We start from the raw sequence: 16375 nt of genomic DNA on the forward strand, positions 1-16375 counted from the left end.
TATTTGATTTAGATGAGACGAGATGTTTTCCAGGCCATTGCCGATCCAACCCGCAGGGATATCATTAACCTGATAGCCTTTAAACCCATGAACCTGAATGCCATAGCGGATAACTTTGATGTAAGCCGCCCCGCTATATCCCAGCATATAAAAATTTTAACCGAATGCGGTCTTATCGCTATTAAAAAACAAGGCCGTGAACGGTATTGCGAACCCCGGCTGAAACAGCTTGAAGAGGTTGCTCAATGGGTTGAGCGTTACCGCAAGGTTTGGGAAGAAAAATTTGACGCACTCGACAATCTGCTCGAAGAATTAAAAAACAATGATAAACCATTAAAATAACCAATTATGACGAAGCAATTCTGGATCAATCTGCCTGTAAAAAATGTAAATGTATCAAAGGAGTTTTTCAGCAAACTCGGCTTCCGGTTTAACTCGCAATTTGGTAACGGCCCGAATTCTGCAGCCATGCAGGTTGGCGAAAAAGATGTTACCGTAATGCTTTTTGACGAAAGCACCTTTAAAGGCTTTGTTGAAAACTGCGGTCTTGCGGATACGGCAAAGGGAGTTGAAGTTCTGCTGTCTATCGACGCGGAAAGCAAGGAAGAAGTTGATGAACTGGCTCAAAAGGCTATCGAAGCCGGTGGCAAAAGCAATCACAAGCCCCGGGAAATGGATGGCTGGATGTACGGCTGCCTGTTTACTGATCCTGATGGCCATAGCTGGAATGTGCTGCACATGGATATGAGCAAAATGCCAGGGAGATAAAAATCAATTTGTCGCTAATACCCCCTTATCTCGTCGTTTTTGGGCACTATTAGCCCTTGCCAGGGCAGGTAACTTTGAGATATCGAAAGCAACAAATTTTTAATCAATAAAAAACAGAAACCATGGCAACATTTAAAGCAACCCAGAAAGTAACCCCTTTTTTATGGTTTAACGGCAACCTTGAAGAAGCATTGAAATTTTATACTTCGGTATTCAAAAACTCCGAAAGCGAAGTAAGCTCACTTACCGATCCCGGCAATGGCCGCAAAATGTTAGTTGGAACATTCAGGATAGAAGATCAGCAGTTTTTAGCTTTAGATGGCGGACCAATGTTCAATTTTTCGCCTGCTACATCATTTTACATCAACTGCAAAACCCAGGAGGAAATTGATTATCTGTGGGAAGTACTACCTGCAGGCGGCGGCAAAACCAATCAGTGCGGCTGGCTCGACGATAAATTCGGCGTTACCTGGCAAATTGTTCCTGAAGTTATGAGCGAATTACTTTATAACAACGAAAATCCTGAAAAAGCCAAAAAAGTTATGGCTGCCATGATGAAGATGACCAAAATGGATATCAAGCTTTTGCAGGAAGCTAACGATAACGATTAATCAATCACCTAAATAAAAACACCATGATCACCACAAAAAATCAAACAGAAATTAAGGCCGAGCCCGGAAAACAGGAGCTTTTTATAACCCGCGAATTTGAAGCACCGCGTGAGCTGGTTTTCAGAGCTTTCACCGATCCTGAGCTTATTGTTAGATGGCTGGGCCCGCGCGAACTTAAAATGCGCATAGATAAGTTTGACTGCCGCAGCGGAGGCGCTTACCGTTATATTCATACCGACCCTGCCGGTAATGATTATGGCTTTCATGGTGTTATCCATGATGTAACCGCGCCTGAACGTATCATCCAAACATTTGAGTTTGAAGGATTGCCAGAAAGTGGTCATGTAACGCTTGAAACCACCAGGTTTGAAGCACTACCAGGGAACCGTACAAAAGTGACTGTACAATCTGTTTTCCAATCGGTGACTGATCGTGACGGCATGCTGCAATCGGGCATGGAACGCGGGGTAAATGATTCACACTGGCGTTTGGATGAGCTTTTTGAAGCAGGAGAAATAAAATAGATGCAAAAGGCTGAACGCAGAAAGCCAAAAGCTTTTGATTATCAGCACCGGGCTTGTACTATTACTTACCTTTCCTGATTGCTTCAAGTATCGTTTTCATTTTTTCCTGAGCTGCGGTCGAGCTGATCTCATGCTTCATAACCATCAGGCATTTACGGCAAAGGCAATCCGGGTAGGTTAAGCGGATATAATCGCGCTCCTGGTCGGTAAAGCTGATGCCCTGGCACTGGCACAACAGGATGCTGCCTACTTTGCATTCAAAGGGCTCTTTACACCGGGGGCAGTGTTTATTTTCATGCTTTGTCATATTAAGTATTTAAATCCCGTGGCCCTTTAGGCCTGTCAGTCTGAGTGTTTAAATCCAGAGGCCTCTGAAGGTGAAATGACAAAAGAGGGACTGTCAGTCTGAGCCTGTCGAAGACTCGCGCGCAGAGGCCTACCCACCATGCTTCGACAGGCTCAACATGACACCCATTTTTTAATTATACCTATAAAACTATTGTGTACCCGTAAGGATACACAGTAGTTTTTTTATTTAAGCAGTTACATTGCTGATAACATTCTCGCGGACAGCTTTCGCGGCTTCAACCATCTCTGTTAAGGCTTTTTGGGTTTCATCCCAGCCCCGTGTTTTTAAGCCACAATCGGGATTTACCCAAAGCTGGGCATCGGGTATTACGGCCTGGGCGCGTTTAAGCAAACGGATCATTTCCTCCCTGTTGGGCACACGCGGCGAATGGATATCATATACACCGGGGCCAATTTCGTTAGGATACTTAAAATCAGCAAAAACATCCAGCAGCTCCATTTGCGAGCGCGATGTTTCTATCGTGATTACATCGACATCCATGTCGGCTATGCTTTTAATGATGTCATTAAACTCCGAATAGCACATGTGCGTGTGGATCTGTGTACTGTCCTGAACGCCGCTTGCCGAAATCCTGAATGCTTTAACTGCCCAGTCAAGGTAATTTGCCCTGTCATCCCTGCGAAGCGGTAATCCTTCGCGAATGGCCGGTTCATCTATCTGGATGATCTTGATACCGGCGCTTTCCAGGTCACAAACTTCATCACGAATGGCCAATGCTATCTGCGTACAGGTTTCGGAACGGGGCTGGTCGTTGCGCACAAACGACCATTGCAAAATAGTTACCGGGCCGGTTAACATACCCTTCATCCATTTTGAGGTTAGTGATTGCGCATAAGCCGACCATTTTACCGTCATAGGCTGTGGCCTTGATACATCGCCATAAATAACCGGTGGCTTAACACAGCGGCTGCCATAGCTTTGCACCCAGCCATTTTGTGTAAAGGTAAAACCGGCCAGTTGTTCGCCAAAGTACTCAACCATATCATTACGTTCAAACTCGCCATGTACCAGCACATCCAACCCTATTTCTTCCTGCCATTTTATAGCCTTTTCAGTTTCGGTAGCTATCAGTTTATTATACTCCCCCGGGGTTATCGCGCCTTTTTTTAATTGGGCACGCCAGCTTCGTACTTCGGCGGTTTGCGGGAACGAACCAATAGTTGTGGTGGCAAAAAGCGGCAGGTTAAGCAGTTGCTGCTGCTGTTCTTTGCGTGCAGGAAAAGCACTTATACGCTTTGCATCATTTTCGGTGATGGCGCTTACACGCTGTTTAATCGCTGGGTTATGGATCAGTGCAGATGTTCGGCGGGCCTCGTTTGCCTGCCGGTTTTTTGCCAGTTGATGCAGGCTGCTATCGCTCACCACATCTTCCGATAAGTTGCTCAGCAATACCACTTCGTTTATTTTCTGCCGCGCAAAAGCCAGCCACTGCTTAATTTCGGGAGTAAGCACTTCATCGTTGGTTTCATTTTGCAGATCGCATGGCGAATGGATCAATGAGCATGAAGGGGCTATCCAAACGCGGTCGGCACCTAATTTATCCTTCGCATTCTTTATAATGACCAGCGAGTTAACAAAATCATTTTTCCAGATATTGCGCCCGTCAACAACACCTAAAGAAAGGATAGTTTTTTGGGGCAGATGCTCCATTACTTCATTCAATTGCTGAGGCGCCCGCACTAAATCGACATGTAAAACATCAACAGGTAAAATTGCCGCTAATTGAGTGTTATCGCCCAGGCGTTCAAAATAAGTTGCCAAAACTATCTTCAGAAAAGGAAATTCCTTCCTCAATTGCTTATAGGTATCTTTAAATACCTCTTGTTGTTTTTCGCTTAAATCAAGTGCTAAAAACGGCTCATCAAACTGAACCCATTCGGCACCTAAAGCTTTAAGCTTATTCAGAATGTCAAAATAAACAGGCAGCAGATTTTTGATCAGGTCTATCCTATCGAAACCAGCCTCTTTCTCCTTACCTAACAACAGGTACGATACAGGGCCAAGCAATACCGGCTTGCTAACGATGCCCAACTGTTTAGCCTCATAAAACTCATCGATAACTTTGGTGGAGAACAGTTTAAACTGCTGGTCTTTATAAAACTCGGGTACTATGTAATGGTAATTGGTATCAAACCATTTGGTCATTTCCATGGCTACCACATCCAATCCATCTTTTTGATAGCCGCGGGCCATAGCAAAATACAGATCGAGCTCGGTATTGCCTTTTTGACTGATCACTTCATGATAGCGTTTAGGAATAGCGCCAAACATCAGTGAATGATCCAGCACCTGGTCATAAAATGAAAAATCATTTGATGGGATGAGGTCGATCTCGGCTTCTTTTGCAGCAGCCAGTTCTCTTCCCTGATGTATTTACCCACGGTAAGCACATTTTTTAAGCCCGTTTTGCCTGCCCAGTAGTTTTCGCAGACTTTTTTCAATTCGCGCCGGCTACCAATACGCGGGTAGCCTAAATTTTGCGTTAGCATCTCTTTTAATTGATTAAATGAATAAATCGGTTAAAAGCCCTTTTAGCTAAGCTTCGTAATACTTTGGTGATATGTAAAAATGGAGAGAATATATGGGCACAGCCTGTCATAACAGGTCATGGACCCAACAGGCAAGTAATCATAACCCAGACCAAGCTTCATACCGCGAAAGCATTGTCAATTCAGTATTAGGCAGGTCTCCTGACTTGTAACATTTTTGCCGCCCTTCCCATCCCTTTCATCAGGACAGTGGACATTACTGGCAAAAACCTTTGTGTTACTTACAGTTGCGCGACAGTTCGTGATTTACACACGATTCCCTATTAATCTACAATTAAGTAAAACCTATACCGGTTGATGAAGTAAAGTAAAGAACTATCGGGGCAAATATAATGATATGCCGGCTGAATATTCAGGTTATTTTATTGGTGAAATTGTAGGCTATATCATGGTCAATAAACGCGTAAACCTATAAAACGTTGAATTGTACCATACCAGATGCAAACTGATCCTTACCTTTGGCAGCTTCTATATGGATCAGAAAACACATTCAAACCTTCCGGGCTTTGGCTGGGCGGTATTAACTACCAGTTTGGCCTTTGTAGTAGCACAACTTGATGTTTCTATCGTTAATATTGCACTACCTGAAATTGCAAAAGCATATCATGCGGGTATCAGCACCCTGCAATGGGTAATTGACGCATACACGCTTGCATTTGCAGTACTCATGCTGTCGGCAGGTAGCCTCGGCGACCTATTAGGATCAAAAAAGATCTTCCAGATTGGCATGATCATTTTCGGTATTGCATCAGCAGGATGCGGTTTGGCCCCTGATGCAATTACGCTTATCATTTGCCGTGTGGCCCAGGGAATTGGGGCTGCTATGATGATCCCAAGCTCGCTTGCATTGCTCAATCACCAGTTTGCACATACACCACAAACACGCACGCGGGCCGTAGGCTTGTGGACAGCTGCCGGAAGCGCTGCCATGGCGGCAGGCCCCACTATTGGTGGCTTCCTGATAGCATTCAGCAGTTGGCGTTTCATTTTTATTGTTAACATCCCAATCTGCATAATTGGTTATATCCTGAGTTTTAAAATGGCGCAAATGACAAAAACAAGCAAGAGGAGTTTTGATTTGCCCGGACAACTCACCTGGATGCTATCAGTCACCACGCTCATTAGTGTAATTATTGAAATACCCCGGCTTGGATTAAGCCATGTACTAATCTGGGGAGGGCTTATTTTGAGTTTATTGATTTTCGGTCTTTTTTTATGGATTGAAGGCAAAACAGCACATCCAATGCTGCCATTCCATCTGTTCAAGTCAGCGAGGTTTAATGCACTTTTAATACTCGGTGCGGTTTTAAACGGATCTTACTATGGCAGCGTTTTTATTTTAAGCCTTTATCTGCAAAAAGTACTAAACTATCCATCCATTATGGCCGGGCTGGCATTTCTTCCGCTTACTGTAGGCTTTGTGATCTCCAATGTGATTAGCGGCCGCATCGTTAACCGCTACGGCATCCGTAAACCTATCATTGTTGGCCTCATCATGTTTGCCGCCGGCTTTGCGGGTTTATTCATAGCTCACGAGCATACCCCATATCTTGAACTATTCCTGCCTTTCCTGGTTATCCCGATGGGTATGGGCCTTGCTGTACCAGCCATGACCAATGGTATTTTATCAAGTGTAGATAAAACATTATCAGGAACTGCCTCGGCTATATTAAACACGGCAAGGCAAACAGCGGGTGCCATAGGTGTAGCCGTTTTTGGTGCAATGGCTGCAGGAGGCACACTGGCCATTTTAGGCGCCGTATCCAAAAGCGCAGCCATATCCATCGGCTTAACCGCTTTCGCCATGTTATTAATTGTAAAAGGACTAAAAAGATAAAACTGCTGATATCACACACCAAAATGGAAGCCGATAATTCCTTACCGGCTTCCATTATTCCATCATAAAGTTATATGAAACCAGGGAATCTTATTCCTTATACAACAGCTACCTCAGCAGCTAAAATAACAGCCGCTTCTTCTTGTTTTTGCTGCGAAGCCCTCGCTTTGATGAAAAGCATCAGTGTAACAACAGCCAGTATCGCGAACGATAAATAAGCGGTTCCTAATAACTGCTGATTTTTGATAGCCATAATATTTACAATTCCATAGCTAAAAAATGAAGTGATAATATAAAGTGAGCCGCCGGTCACGCCGCTTGCAATACCCGCATTTTTTGAAAACCGGCCTAAACAGTAAGCAAATATATTATTGAATATAAAGCCAGATAACAGGTGAACCAATGCTGTAAATGCCATCAGCGTAAATAAATTTGTTTTAATCCCTGCTGTGAACACCATTAAAGCGGCAAAGCCTAATTGCAGTGCAAGCGCTATAGATACTTTTTTGATAAGCGGCTTCCTGATGAGGGTTTTTGAAATAATACCGCCCGCCATCAATGATACCCCCGAAAGCAGCGAACAATAACCGGTTACCACAGGCGACAAATGAAATACATGCTCAATTATAAAAGGGCTGCTCATACCATACACCACCAGCATGGCATAGCTCAGGGAGATCAGGATGAGGCCCAGGGAAAAATCACGGGTTTTAATGGTAGCCAGGTAAACCTGCAGAATACTTTTGGCTTTGAACGGGTGATAATTTTTTAATGATTCGCCACCGTATACCAGCTCTAAAACAAGTAGTGAAAGAGTGGCTATCCCCAGGAAAAGGAAGTTGGATTCCCAGCCAAAGGCAGCTTCAAGGTAACCTCCGATAAAAGGCGCTACAATAGGCGCGGTTGCCCAGATGATAGAAAAAAGACTTGTATAATGTTTAAGCTGCTCGCCCGAGTACATATCTACAAAGTATGCCCTCTTCCCTACCACAATAAGCGCTACCGTGATGCCCTGCAAAATACGCATGGCATAAATAAGCTCAATATTATGGCAGATAGCTATGACAAAACTTGCAAATGCAAACACCAGTAAAGAGACAGTACCGATACGGTACCGGCCAAAGCTATCGAGCAAGCTGCCAACAAACAACTGACTAACGCCCGAACTGATCATAAACGCGATGAGCGAAAGCTGAACGGCCGAATTATTGACAGCTAATTCCCTGGCCATAGAAGGTAGGGAAGGTATATAAATATCAGTTGCAAAACCCGAAAGCGGGATCAGCGCGAACGCTAAAATTGTGCTGATGCCCCTGTGGTGTTCTTTTATAAGTTTCATAGCTTAATGTTGAAATTTAACAGATCGTAAAAACAGTATGCTGTGCGTTTTTATTTAAAACAAAAGTAGACTAATTGGTTTATTAAATAAAACCGTTTGGTCTACTTTTAACCATATTTACATTACTGTGTCAATCGCTGTTTAATCGGCTTATAAATACACGCATTCATAAGATGAGTGTAAAAAAATCAACCTAAAGTTATACATTTACAAACCAAACCCGAAAATAAAACACTAGCTGACAGATATTTACAAATAATAAAACATTCAGTTAATTTCAATAGGCAATCAACGGCCTTTATTTTTTTAAACCATTTAGTCTATATTTGCATAGTAAATAACTGAAGATGAGCAAAGGCGAGCAAAAAAGGCAATTCATTATTGAGCAAGCAGCGATTTTATTTAATGAGAGGGGAATTGCCGGCACTTCTGTTGATGAGGTACTTGAAGTTGCCAATACCAGTAAGGGATGTTTTTATGGCCATTTTGAAAGCAAAGACGAGCTGGCACAAGCCGCTGTTGATTACCTTTTAGGAAAACTAAACGACAGAAGGAACAACACAGTAAGCAAACATAAAACTGCCATTGCCAAGATCAATGCCGCTTTAGACAACAGCAAAAATCCATTGAAAAGCTATATTGAAGGCGGCTGCCCGATAGTTAATTTTTCGACAGAGACGGATGATACTAACCCGGCCATCAAAAAAGTTAAAAGACATGGTTGATACCGCAATAACAACCTATGCCAATATTATTCAGGACGGAATTGAAAACGGGGAACTCTCAAACGCCATAAATCCCGTTGAATTTGCAACCCGGATGATGCTTTCGATAGAAGGAGGCAACGCGATCTGCAGGGTATTAAACAGCACAAAACCAATGCAGATCATGATCAAAAGCCTGAAAACTGAACTGGCATCATATGCCCTGGAAAAAGCATAAACACACTATGGCTTTGCAATAGCCTCACTGATTAATTGTTCGGCCTGCGCACTCCCCGGGCCGGGAGCGTCAAAACTGAGCATTTTGCCTTCTTTATCAATCAGTATATATTTTGGAATTGCATAGGCTATGTATGATTGTGCAACTGTACCGTCTTTGTCATAAAGCTGCAGCCAGTCCGGCTTTTCTTCTTTGAGTGCATTTCGCCATTCCTTTTCTCCGTCATGTACGGCAATACTGACAAAAGCAACCTGCGGATTAGCTTTGAACTTGTCGCTTAGCTTTTTATATGCAGGCATCTCCTGGCGACATGGCCCGCACCAGCTGGCCCAAAGATCAATATAAATAACTTTTCCTTTAAAATCGGCCACGTTAAAAACCTTGCCACGGTCGCTGGGCAAAGTAAAAGCCGGGGCCGGTTTCCCAATTTGCACGTGCATCAGCTGTAACTTTTTTCGGTAAAATTACCGGTGATGTTATTTTTTAAGCCGGGTTACTTATTGCGTCAATGAATACACGCATCTCCTTTTGGGCTATATTCAATTTTTCAAGAGAGTTAGCACTACCAATTCTCTTTTCAACGTACCGGTTTAGATAATAGTCCCTCACCTTGCCGGTAAAAAGCTGTTTGATTTTGCCAAGTGTGTACCCGGGCTGCTTCACCGAAGCAGAATCGCGCAGCAGATCCAGCCGCTGTTCATAAGCATAATAAAGGGGTAAAACCCATGATTTATAGTCTTCTGATACTAAATATTCGTCATGCGATATACCTTTTGAAAATGCTGAAGGGGTATTTTTTGATACCAGCTCCCGCATCTGCGCTGCATTGTATTTACTCAAATCAAGGTGCTGAAGCAGCATGTAAAAATTTAAGCTTTGATTATCTAAATCAATCATTTTCTTAAACGTATTGAAATATTGATCCTGCTTTGCCGGCTTGTTAAACACAACATTTAGTAACGAGTCTTCTAACGTCTTGCTTTTTTTAAGGAACGGGATTAACTCATCGGTCTTTAGTTCATACCACGCTGTTTTGTCGTTCCGGGCTACCAGGATTGAATCTAATTTTACACGGTATTGATTGGTTTCGGCACCTATACCGGTTATCTTTTTAGTTTTCGACAGGTTGACGTAATTAATGGCATCACCGGTTATATGGAGATCATAGCCCGGTGCTACATAGATCCGGTTGATTTGGGTATTGTTTTGCTGGATGCTGGTGCGTTGAGGCTTTACTATTTTGTACGTTTTTAAATAAAACTCACCCGAATCATTAAGCCTGATCGTATCCATAAGAAGTTTACCGTTGGCATCTTCAAAAAGATCTTCAACATCTTTTCGGCCGAATTGCTGAGCTTTCCCTGGATAACAAGTGGTTGAACCGGGTTTTGAGCTACCCCCCGCTGATAAAATAAAATGAAAGCAGGAACAGGATCATTTTTTTCATAGATGTATAGGTTTAAACAAATATAAAGTTCAGCAGCTTATTTAATACAACTTCGGGATTTAGTTTGCATGTTATCCCAATCCTGACGCAAGCCGAACCAACGATGGTTCAAAAAGAAACATAATCCCGTCAGCTTTGCCAAATCATAAAAAATTAAAAATTATAATAAAATGCTAAATCGATTTAATTATATTAGTCAAACCAATTTATCTACTTAATGCAAGCAGGAAAAACAACCTGACCATCACCAATTAATCAATGAAATCTGCATGAAACACCTTCTGATTTTAATTTTATCTGTAACTATCCTTCTCTCATCACAAAACACTAATGCCAGGCCTGTTCATAAAACTGCAGAGGAAAAGACATGGAATGCGCAATGGATCTCCATGCCCGGCATCACCGGAAATGAATACGGCATTTATTATTTCCGTAAAAACATTGAGCTGACCAACAAACCGGCCGGCTTTGTCATTCATGTATCGGCAGATAACCGTTACAAATTGTATGTAAACGGCACATTGGTATCATTAGGCCCGGCAAGGGGCGATACTTTTTACTGGAACTATGAAACCGTCGACCTTGCGCCTTATCTCGTAGCCGGTAAAAATACCGTAGCTGCTTTAGTGTGGAACGAAGCTCAATACCGCCCTGAAGCGCAGATCAGTGTCCGCACAGCCTTTATTATACAAGGTAATTCAGCAGCCGAAGAGATCCTTAATACCAATAACACCTGGAAAAGCATTCAGGACAAAGGTTATCAGCCCATCTGGGGCTATTTTGCAGCCAGCACCGGCGAAATGGTGGATCTGAATAAAAGCATTATGAACTGGTATTTGCCTAACTTTGATGATAGCAGCTGGCCGAAGGCGGCAAACCTCTTCGGTGGGCAATTAAAGGGCCGGTGGGACGGTTTCGGATGGCAATTGGTACCGTCCTCCATTCCGCACCAGGAATTAATTTGCGAGCGGATCCCTGTTGTACGTAAAGCCTCCGGGATGGATGTTCCCCCGGCTTTTCCGGGCACTAAGGCACCGCTTACTATTCCTGCAAATACTACAGTTACCATACTGCTTGATCAAACGCATCTTACCAACGCCTATCCTACTATTAATTTTAGCGGTGGGAAAGATGCGGGGATCTCTTTAAGCTATGCCGAATCGCTTTTTGATAATTTAAGCAAATATGGCATGCGTAAAGGTAACCGTAACGATGTGGAGGGCAAGGATTTTTCGGGCAGAAATGATAGTTTGATCTCCAATGGCAGCAAAGGACAATCATATACTACGCTCAACTTCCGCACTTTTAGGTACATCCGCTTAATTGTGCATACACAAAACGAGCCTTTGGTTATTGATGACCTGTATGGCACCTTTACCGGGTATCCATTTAAGCAGCGTGCCGTTTTCAATACCGATAATAAGGAAATAAAACAGATGCTCGATATTGGCTGGCGTACGGCCCGCCTTAATGCATTTGAAACCTATACAGATTGCCCTTATTACGAGCAACTGCAATACATCGGCGATACCCGCATCCAGGCAATGATATCCTATTATTATAGCGGCGACGACCGGCTGGCCCGCAATGCCATTAACCTGATGGACCACTCCCGTTTAACAGAGGGCGTTACCCAAAGCCGTTACCCTACGCATGATACCCAAATTATTTCAACTTTTTCGTTATGGTACATAGGTATGCTGTATGATTACTGGATGTACCGCAATGACAGTAAATTTATTAAGGATAAGCTGGATGGCGAACGGGCAGTATTAAAGTTTTTCAGCCAATACCAACAAGCTGATGGCTCATTAAAAAACACCCCTTACTGGACTTTTGTGGATTGGGCCAGCGGCAAAAACTGGGATGTAGGCTCGCCGCCAAAAGGCACCGACGGCAGTTCGTCCATTATTGATTTGCAATTACTTTGGGCTTATGAGTGGGCTGCCGCTATGGAAACAAAAATGGGCATGCCCGGTTACGCCACTTTATACAACAAAGAAGCTGCGAAACTTAAGCAAACCATTCAACGCAAATATTGGGACCCGACAAAAATGCTGTATGCCGATACATGGGACAAGAAACAATTTTCGCAGCATGCCAATTCATTAGCCATACTTACAGGCATGGTGAAAAACGCAGATCTGCCTGTGTTATCCAAACGATTATTAACCGATACCTCATTGACCCAATGCACCATTTATTTTAAATATTACCTGCACCAGGCCTTAGTAAAAGGTGGTTTAGGTAACGATTATATGAACTGGCTGGGTATCTGGCGCGAGAATATTAAAATGGGCTTAACCACCTGGGCCGAATATTCCGACCTTAAATACAGCCGTTCGGACTGCCATGCCTGGGGAAGCAGCCCTAACATTGAGTTCTTCAGGACTGTTTTGGGTATTGACAGCTATTCGCCCGGATTCAGCAAGATCAAGATCGACCCTCATTTGGGAACAATGACCAATGTGAGCGGCGAGATCCCACACCCTAACGGTAAGGTTGCAGTAGCTTATGTTTTAGAAAATAAAAAGTGGAAAATAAAGGTCAGTTTACCGCAGCATACATCCGGCGTATTGGTTTGGAAAGCAAAATCCTACCCGCTTAAAGGCGGTGAAAATGTGATGGTTATTTAAGAAACTCGAAGAAGCTGTTTAAAAACGAATGAAATGAATGTTTTTTGCAGAGACGCATCACATGCGTCTCCCGTAGGACAAGCCGTGCTTAATAAGCGAGCAAGCGTAAAATGGATGCGGGAGACGCATGTGATGCGTCTCTACATTTGGAAATCATCGTTTTTAAACAGCCTCGAAGACTTACGAAGTTTTAGAAACTTCGTAAGTCTGGTTTTTATTATTTAAGATCTTTAATTGAGCAAATGCCTTTCGTCCTGCCTTAAAATCATTTGTTCCCTGGCGCTTAGCAGCACCATAATAAATAATCCAAGTAAAATACAAACAACCACACCAAAATTGGCTGTAAGTATACTTGAACTTACATTTCTTTGTCCGCTTTGCAGCAGGCGGTTGCTCTCGCCAACCTGTATCGCTATCAGTTGATCAAGCGATTTAAGGGCCTGATTAAAAACATACTCTGCATTATTCAGGCCAGCTTCCTGCTGCTGCAGATCACGCAATTGCACACGAAAGGTCTTCCATTTTGCTGATTCTTCGCGTGTTAATTGAGTGGCCTCATATTTCTTTGCTAACGCTTCTATAGCTGCATAATTACCATTAATTTTTACCTGGACATCTGCACCAGAAACAGCTGCCAGTTTATTTTCATAAAGCCGACTGCTTATTTCATGCACAAAAGTAGCTGGCAATAAGCGGTCCTTCATAATGGATGTCAGCGTTTTATCCAATTCTTTAACATTGTCCCGACCATTCCAGTTGGCTAATAAAAGCATAGCGGTAAGCACAGCTAAAGCCAAAACCATTCTCGCTTTATTTTTTATGATAAAAGCCCGTGTCATAACAGTAAATTTTTATTAAAGATAATAAAAGGATGCCCGGTTACAGAAAACCTATCCCCTGCAAGTGTATTATTTACATCTGCTAATATATGGTTCTTTTAAAATTAATCAATCTTTAAACCGGATGATGATCCCCTGATCTGCAGATTAGTTTTAAGAATTATGGAATGAGAAGCGGTACTACCCCCTTGGTATTAAGCTTTTTGAGTAACACGGTGATCACATTATCGGCAATTTCTTCAACCGGCTGAGCTATGGCGGTTACCGGGGGCGAGTACAGCTTAAAAACGTCATAATCATCAAACGATATAACGGCCATATCCCCGGGCACTTTAATACCCAGTGTGTTAAATACTTTTAACCCGCAGGTACCTACGTGGTTGGTGCCAAAAACTACCGCGTCGAGATCCTGATGCTTTTTAAAAAAGGCCATCATCGGTTTAATGATCATTTCTTCGTCCTGGTTAAAAACAATCTCTTTAACCACCGGAGCAAAACGGCTTTCCTTCAGCGCATCCTTATAGCCCTGCATCCGGGCCAGCATTTGTGTTTGTGACGAAGCGAAAGTAACGAAGCCTATATTTTTGTAACCCTGTTGTATTAAGTGCCTGGTGGCATTATAGGTGCTGAAAAGGTTATCAATCTCTACATAATCGGTATTTACTTTGGGTAAATGCCTGTCGAACATTACCACCGGCAGGCCATCCTTAAGCAGTTGTTCTACATCGTCTTCAATACCTTCGGGTGGAGCAATAATATAGCCATCCACATGCCTGTCACGAAACATACTAATCAGTTCCCTGGTTTTTTGGGTATCATTATCGGTACTGCAATAAATTATTTTGTAGCCGTTTTTATAAGCCCTATCCTCAATAAGCCGGGCTATGCTTGCAAAAAAAGGGTTTGAAATATCTTCAACCATTAAACCAATGGTATTTGATTTACCGGTACGCAGGCTTTTAGCCAGGGAATTAGGTTTATAACCCACTTCTTCTACATATTTGGTAACACGCTCTACCAGGTCTTCACCTATCCGTTTTTCCTTTGCACGCCCGTTCAGTATAAACGATACGGTGGTTTTAGAAACCTTTAATTCATTGGCGATATCAACAATCGATAGTTTTTTCAATGGCTTATAATTGGCTAAAATCAAATATAAAATATAATCGCTTAATAACCATGATTTATTAAGCGATTATTGGCCAAAATATAAAAATAAATCGATTAAGCTAATTTGCTGATATTCCTTTTTTATTCAGTTTAGGATAACTGATCCCGAATAAAAATATCACCATATAACAAATGATAGGCAGGTAATAAGCTGTCGCAACATTGTGATTAGCAATCAGGCCCATAACCGGCGGAAACAATCCCCCGCCTACAACTCCCATTACTATAAATGAGGACGCGTTTTGCGTTTGTGAACCTAAATTTTTCAACCCCAGGCTAAATATAGTTGGGAACATAATACTGAAGAAAAAGTTGATGAACAGCAATGCAACAAATGACACCACGCCAAATCCCTGTGCTACAATAACACACATCAGGATATTGCCCAGGGCAAATACCGCCAGCAGTTTGTTTGGCGCTATGTAACGCATCAGGAAGGTGCCAATAAAACGGCCGGCCATCATCATCACCATACTTAATGAAAAATAATAGCCTGCGTGTTCATCAGTCAAGTGCATAATTTCGTGTCCGTAGTTAATGAAAAACGCCCATGTACCTCCCTGGGCAGCCACGTTAAACAACTGAGCTATGGCAGCAAATACAAAATGCTTTTTCTTGAATAGACTTTCCTCAATATGTCCTTCGGCAGCAACAGCGTATGAATCCGTAGCTACCACATGTGGATCTTGTAAAGGGGGCACTTTTAAAAATGAAAATGCTACACCAACCAATGCTATCACCGTTCCTATCACAATATATAGGTGTTTGACAGATATCAGGTCGTTAGAATGCTCCTGCCCTCCTTTTAAAACGAAATAGCCGCCCAACAGCGGACCAATAACGCCGCCGACACCGTTAAAGGCCTGCGAAAAGTTAATGCGCTGGTCGCTGGTACGCTGATCGCCGAGAGAGGCAACAAATGGATGAGCAACAGTTTCGAGCGTAGCCAGGCCGCAAGCCAGGATAAACAAGGCTATCCGGAAGAAGTCAAACGATTTAGCATCAGCCGCCGGAACAAACAGGAATGCACCTGCAGCATAAAGCCCGAGGCCTAAAAGCACACCGTTTTTATAACCAAATTTTTTCATGAACATACCTGCCGGGATGCCCATCACCGCGTAAGCGCCAAATAATGATAACTGTACATAAGCCGAACGCGACTTTGAAACATGCAAAACATTTTGAAAATGCTTGTTTAATGTATCGCCGAGGGTCATGGCTATGCCCCAGAGCATAAATAATGAGGTTACAAAAATGAGTACGACAAGGAACTTGCGTTCGGTGAATTTGGGTTTGGTATCCATTATGCAGGTTTGTTTGTTAATTGGACCGGTAAATTAGTT

At 42.8% G+C, this 16375-nt stretch carries 15 protein-coding genes, 1 pseudogene and 1 riboswitch; of the genes and pseudogenes, 8 read left to right on the forward strand and 8 right to left on the reverse strand.

Annotated elements, in window-relative coordinates; genetic code table 11:
- Positions 1 to 12 precede the first annotated feature (12 nt).
- The 4 genes from ACQ86K_RS17820 to ACQ86K_RS17835 all read left to right on the forward strand — a co-directional run bounded on the left by ACQ86K_RS17820 (position 13) and on the right by ACQ86K_RS17835 (position 1903).
- Positions 13 to 342: an ArsR/SmtB family transcription factor gene (locus ACQ86K_RS17820; protein ID WP_091162762.1), complete on the forward strand. Its 330-nt coding sequence runs from the start codon at positions 13 to 15 to the stop codon at positions 340 to 342.
- A gap of 6 nt (positions 343 to 348) precedes the next feature.
- Positions 349 to 768 carry a VOC family protein gene (locus ACQ86K_RS17825; RefSeq protein WP_090527313.1) on the forward strand — a complete coding sequence of 140 codons (420 nt, stop codon included), beginning with the start codon at positions 349 to 351 and terminating at the stop codon, positions 766 to 768.
- A 122-nt stretch (positions 769 to 890) separates the two neighbouring features.
- Positions 891 to 1379, forward strand: coding sequence for a VOC family protein (locus tag ACQ86K_RS17830; protein ID WP_091162761.1), 489 nt, complete (start codon positions 891 to 893; stop codon positions 1377 to 1379).
- A 23-nt stretch (positions 1380 to 1402) separates the two neighbouring features.
- On the forward strand, positions 1403 to 1903 hold the full coding sequence (locus tag ACQ86K_RS17835) for an SRPBCC family protein (RefSeq protein WP_091162760.1): 501 nt from the start codon (positions 1403 to 1405) through the stop codon (positions 1901 to 1903).
- Between the two features lie 61 nt (positions 1904 to 1964).
- Here the strand turns inward: ACQ86K_RS17835 and ACQ86K_RS17840 are convergent, their stop codons facing one another.
- Complete coding sequence (locus tag ACQ86K_RS17840; RefSeq protein ID WP_091162759.1) at positions 1965 to 2210, reverse strand: cysteine-rich CWC family protein; 246 nt, start codon at positions 2208 to 2210, stop codon at positions 1965 to 1967.
- Between the two features lie 228 nt (positions 2211 to 2438).
- A pseudogene (gene metE, locus ACQ86K_RS17845) lies at positions 2439 to 4762 on the reverse strand (5-methyltetrahydropteroyltriglutamate--homocysteine S-methyltransferase).
- Between the two features lie 173 nt (positions 4763 to 4935).
- Positions 4936 to 5126, reverse strand: a riboswitch (cobalamin riboswitch).
- 120 nt (positions 5127 to 5246) lie between these two features.
- Between metE and ACQ86K_RS17850 the strand changes: the two are divergent.
- On the forward strand, positions 5247 to 6659 hold the full coding sequence (locus tag ACQ86K_RS17850; RefSeq protein ID WP_256337324.1) for an MFS transporter: 1413 nt from the start codon (positions 5247 to 5249) through the stop codon (positions 6657 to 6659).
- Positions 6660 to 6756: 97 nt separating this feature from the next.
- Here the strand turns inward: ACQ86K_RS17850 and ACQ86K_RS17855 are convergent, their stop codons facing one another.
- Positions 6757 to 7998, reverse strand: a complete 1242-nt coding sequence (locus ACQ86K_RS17855; protein WP_091162756.1) for an MFS transporter — start codon at positions 7996 to 7998, stop codon at positions 6757 to 6759.
- A gap of 347 nt (positions 7999 to 8345) precedes the next feature.
- On the opposite strand from ACQ86K_RS17855, the gene ACQ86K_RS17860 reads away from it, so the two are divergent.
- Together ACQ86K_RS17860 and ACQ86K_RS17865 are read left to right on the forward strand one after the other, a co-directional pair.
- Positions 8346 to 8723: a TetR/AcrR family transcriptional regulator gene (locus ACQ86K_RS17860; protein WP_431198467.1), complete on the forward strand. Its 378-nt coding sequence runs from the start codon at positions 8346 to 8348 to the stop codon at positions 8721 to 8723.
- Entirely contained in the window at positions 8716 to 8940 is a 225-nt protein-coding gene (locus tag ACQ86K_RS17865) for a TetR family transcriptional regulator C-terminal domain-containing protein (protein WP_431198468.1), read from the forward strand. The genes ACQ86K_RS17860 and ACQ86K_RS17865 overlap by 8 nt, the downstream gene beginning before the upstream one ends.
- 5 nt (positions 8941 to 8945) lie before the next feature.
- On the opposite strand, the gene ACQ86K_RS17870 is transcribed toward ACQ86K_RS17865, so the two are convergent.
- Both ACQ86K_RS17870 and ACQ86K_RS17875 read right to left on the reverse strand, forming a co-directional pair.
- The gene (locus ACQ86K_RS17870) at positions 8946 to 9380 is read right to left on the reverse strand and encodes a TlpA family protein disulfide reductase (RefSeq protein ID WP_091162754.1); all 435 of its coding nucleotides are present in this window, start codon (positions 9378 to 9380) and stop codon (positions 8946 to 8948) included.
- A 43-nt stretch (positions 9381 to 9423) separates the two neighbouring features.
- The gene (locus ACQ86K_RS17875; RefSeq protein WP_431198469.1) at positions 9424 to 10233 is read right to left on the reverse strand and encodes a hypothetical protein; all 810 of its coding nucleotides are present in this window, start codon (positions 10231 to 10233) and stop codon (positions 9424 to 9426) included.
- Positions 10234 to 10656: 423 nt separating this feature from the next.
- On the opposite strand from ACQ86K_RS17875, the gene ACQ86K_RS17880 reads away from it, so the two are divergent.
- On the forward strand, positions 10657 to 13023 hold the full coding sequence (locus ACQ86K_RS17880) for an alpha-L-rhamnosidase C-terminal domain-containing protein (protein ID WP_091162752.1): 2367 nt from the start codon (positions 10657 to 10659) through the stop codon (positions 13021 to 13023).
- 230 nt (positions 13024 to 13253) lie between these two features.
- Here ACQ86K_RS17880 and ACQ86K_RS17885 read toward each other — a convergent pair whose 3' ends face one another.
- From ACQ86K_RS17885 to fucP, 3 genes are all read right to left on the reverse strand, one after another.
- A complete protein-coding gene (locus ACQ86K_RS17885; RefSeq protein ID WP_091162751.1) occupies positions 13254 to 13862 on the reverse strand; it encodes an MCP four helix bundle domain-containing protein in 609 nt (202 codons plus the stop codon).
- 160 nt (positions 13863 to 14022) lie between these two features.
- Entirely contained in the window at positions 14023 to 14991 is a 969-nt protein-coding gene (locus ACQ86K_RS17890; protein ID WP_431198470.1) for a LacI family DNA-binding transcriptional regulator, read from the reverse strand.
- Positions 14992 to 15091: 100 nt separating this feature from the next.
- Positions 15092 to 16336, reverse strand: coding sequence for an L-fucose:H+ symporter permease (fucP, locus tag ACQ86K_RS17895; protein ID WP_091162750.1), 1245 nt, complete (start codon positions 16334 to 16336; stop codon positions 15092 to 15094).
- Between the last annotated feature and the right edge of the window lie 39 nt (positions 16337 to 16375).

The sequence above is a fragment of the Mucilaginibacter sp. P19 genome (assembly GCF_050632265.1).
Taxonomy (GTDB): domain Bacteria; phylum Bacteroidota; class Bacteroidia; order Sphingobacteriales; family Sphingobacteriaceae; genus Mucilaginibacter; species Mucilaginibacter gossypii.

Excerpts from the sequence above, each read along its gene's own strand:
- fucP (WP_091162750.1), bottom strand. The coding sequence starts at position 16,336 with ATGGATACCAAACCCAAATTCACCGAACGCAAGTTCCTTGTCGTACTC.
- ACQ86K_RS17865 (WP_431198468.1), top strand. The coding sequence starts at position 8,716 with ATGGTTGATACCGCAATAACAACCTATGCCAATATTATTCAGGACGGA.
- ACQ86K_RS17825 (WP_090527313.1), top strand. The coding sequence starts at position 349 with ATGACGAAGCAATTCTGGATCAATCTGCCTGTAAAAAATGTAAATGTA.
- ACQ86K_RS17880 (WP_091162752.1), top strand. The coding sequence starts at position 10,657 with ATGAAACACCTTCTGATTTTAATTTTATCTGTAACTATCCTTCTCTCA.
- ACQ86K_RS17820 (WP_091162762.1), top strand. The coding sequence starts at position 13 with ATGAGACGAGATGTTTTCCAGGCCATTGCCGATCCAACCCGCAGGGAT.
- ACQ86K_RS17835 (WP_091162760.1), top strand. The coding sequence starts at position 1,403 with ATGATCACCACAAAAAATCAAACAGAAATTAAGGCCGAGCCCGGAAAA.
- ACQ86K_RS17885 (WP_091162751.1), bottom strand. The coding sequence starts at position 13,862 with ATGACACGGGCTTTTATCATAAAAAATAAAGCGAGAATGGTTTTGGCT.
- ACQ86K_RS17875 (WP_431198469.1), bottom strand. The coding sequence starts at position 10,233 with ATGGATACGATCAGGCTTAATGATTCGGGTGAGTTTTATTTAAAAACG.
- ACQ86K_RS17870 (WP_091162754.1), bottom strand. The coding sequence starts at position 9,380 with ATGCACGTGCAAATTGGGAAACCGGCCCCGGCTTTTACTTTGCCCAGC.
- ACQ86K_RS17860 (WP_431198467.1), top strand. The coding sequence starts at position 8,346 with ATGAGCAAAGGCGAGCAAAAAAGGCAATTCATTATTGAGCAAGCAGCG.
- ACQ86K_RS17840 (WP_091162759.1), bottom strand. The coding sequence starts at position 2,210 with ATGACAAAGCATGAAAATAAACACTGCCCCCGGTGTAAAGAGCCCTTT.
- ACQ86K_RS17830 (WP_091162761.1), top strand. The coding sequence starts at position 891 with ATGGCAACATTTAAAGCAACCCAGAAAGTAACCCCTTTTTTATGGTTT.
- ACQ86K_RS17855 (WP_091162756.1), bottom strand. The coding sequence starts at position 7,998 with ATGAAACTTATAAAAGAACACCACAGGGGCATCAGCACAATTTTAGCG.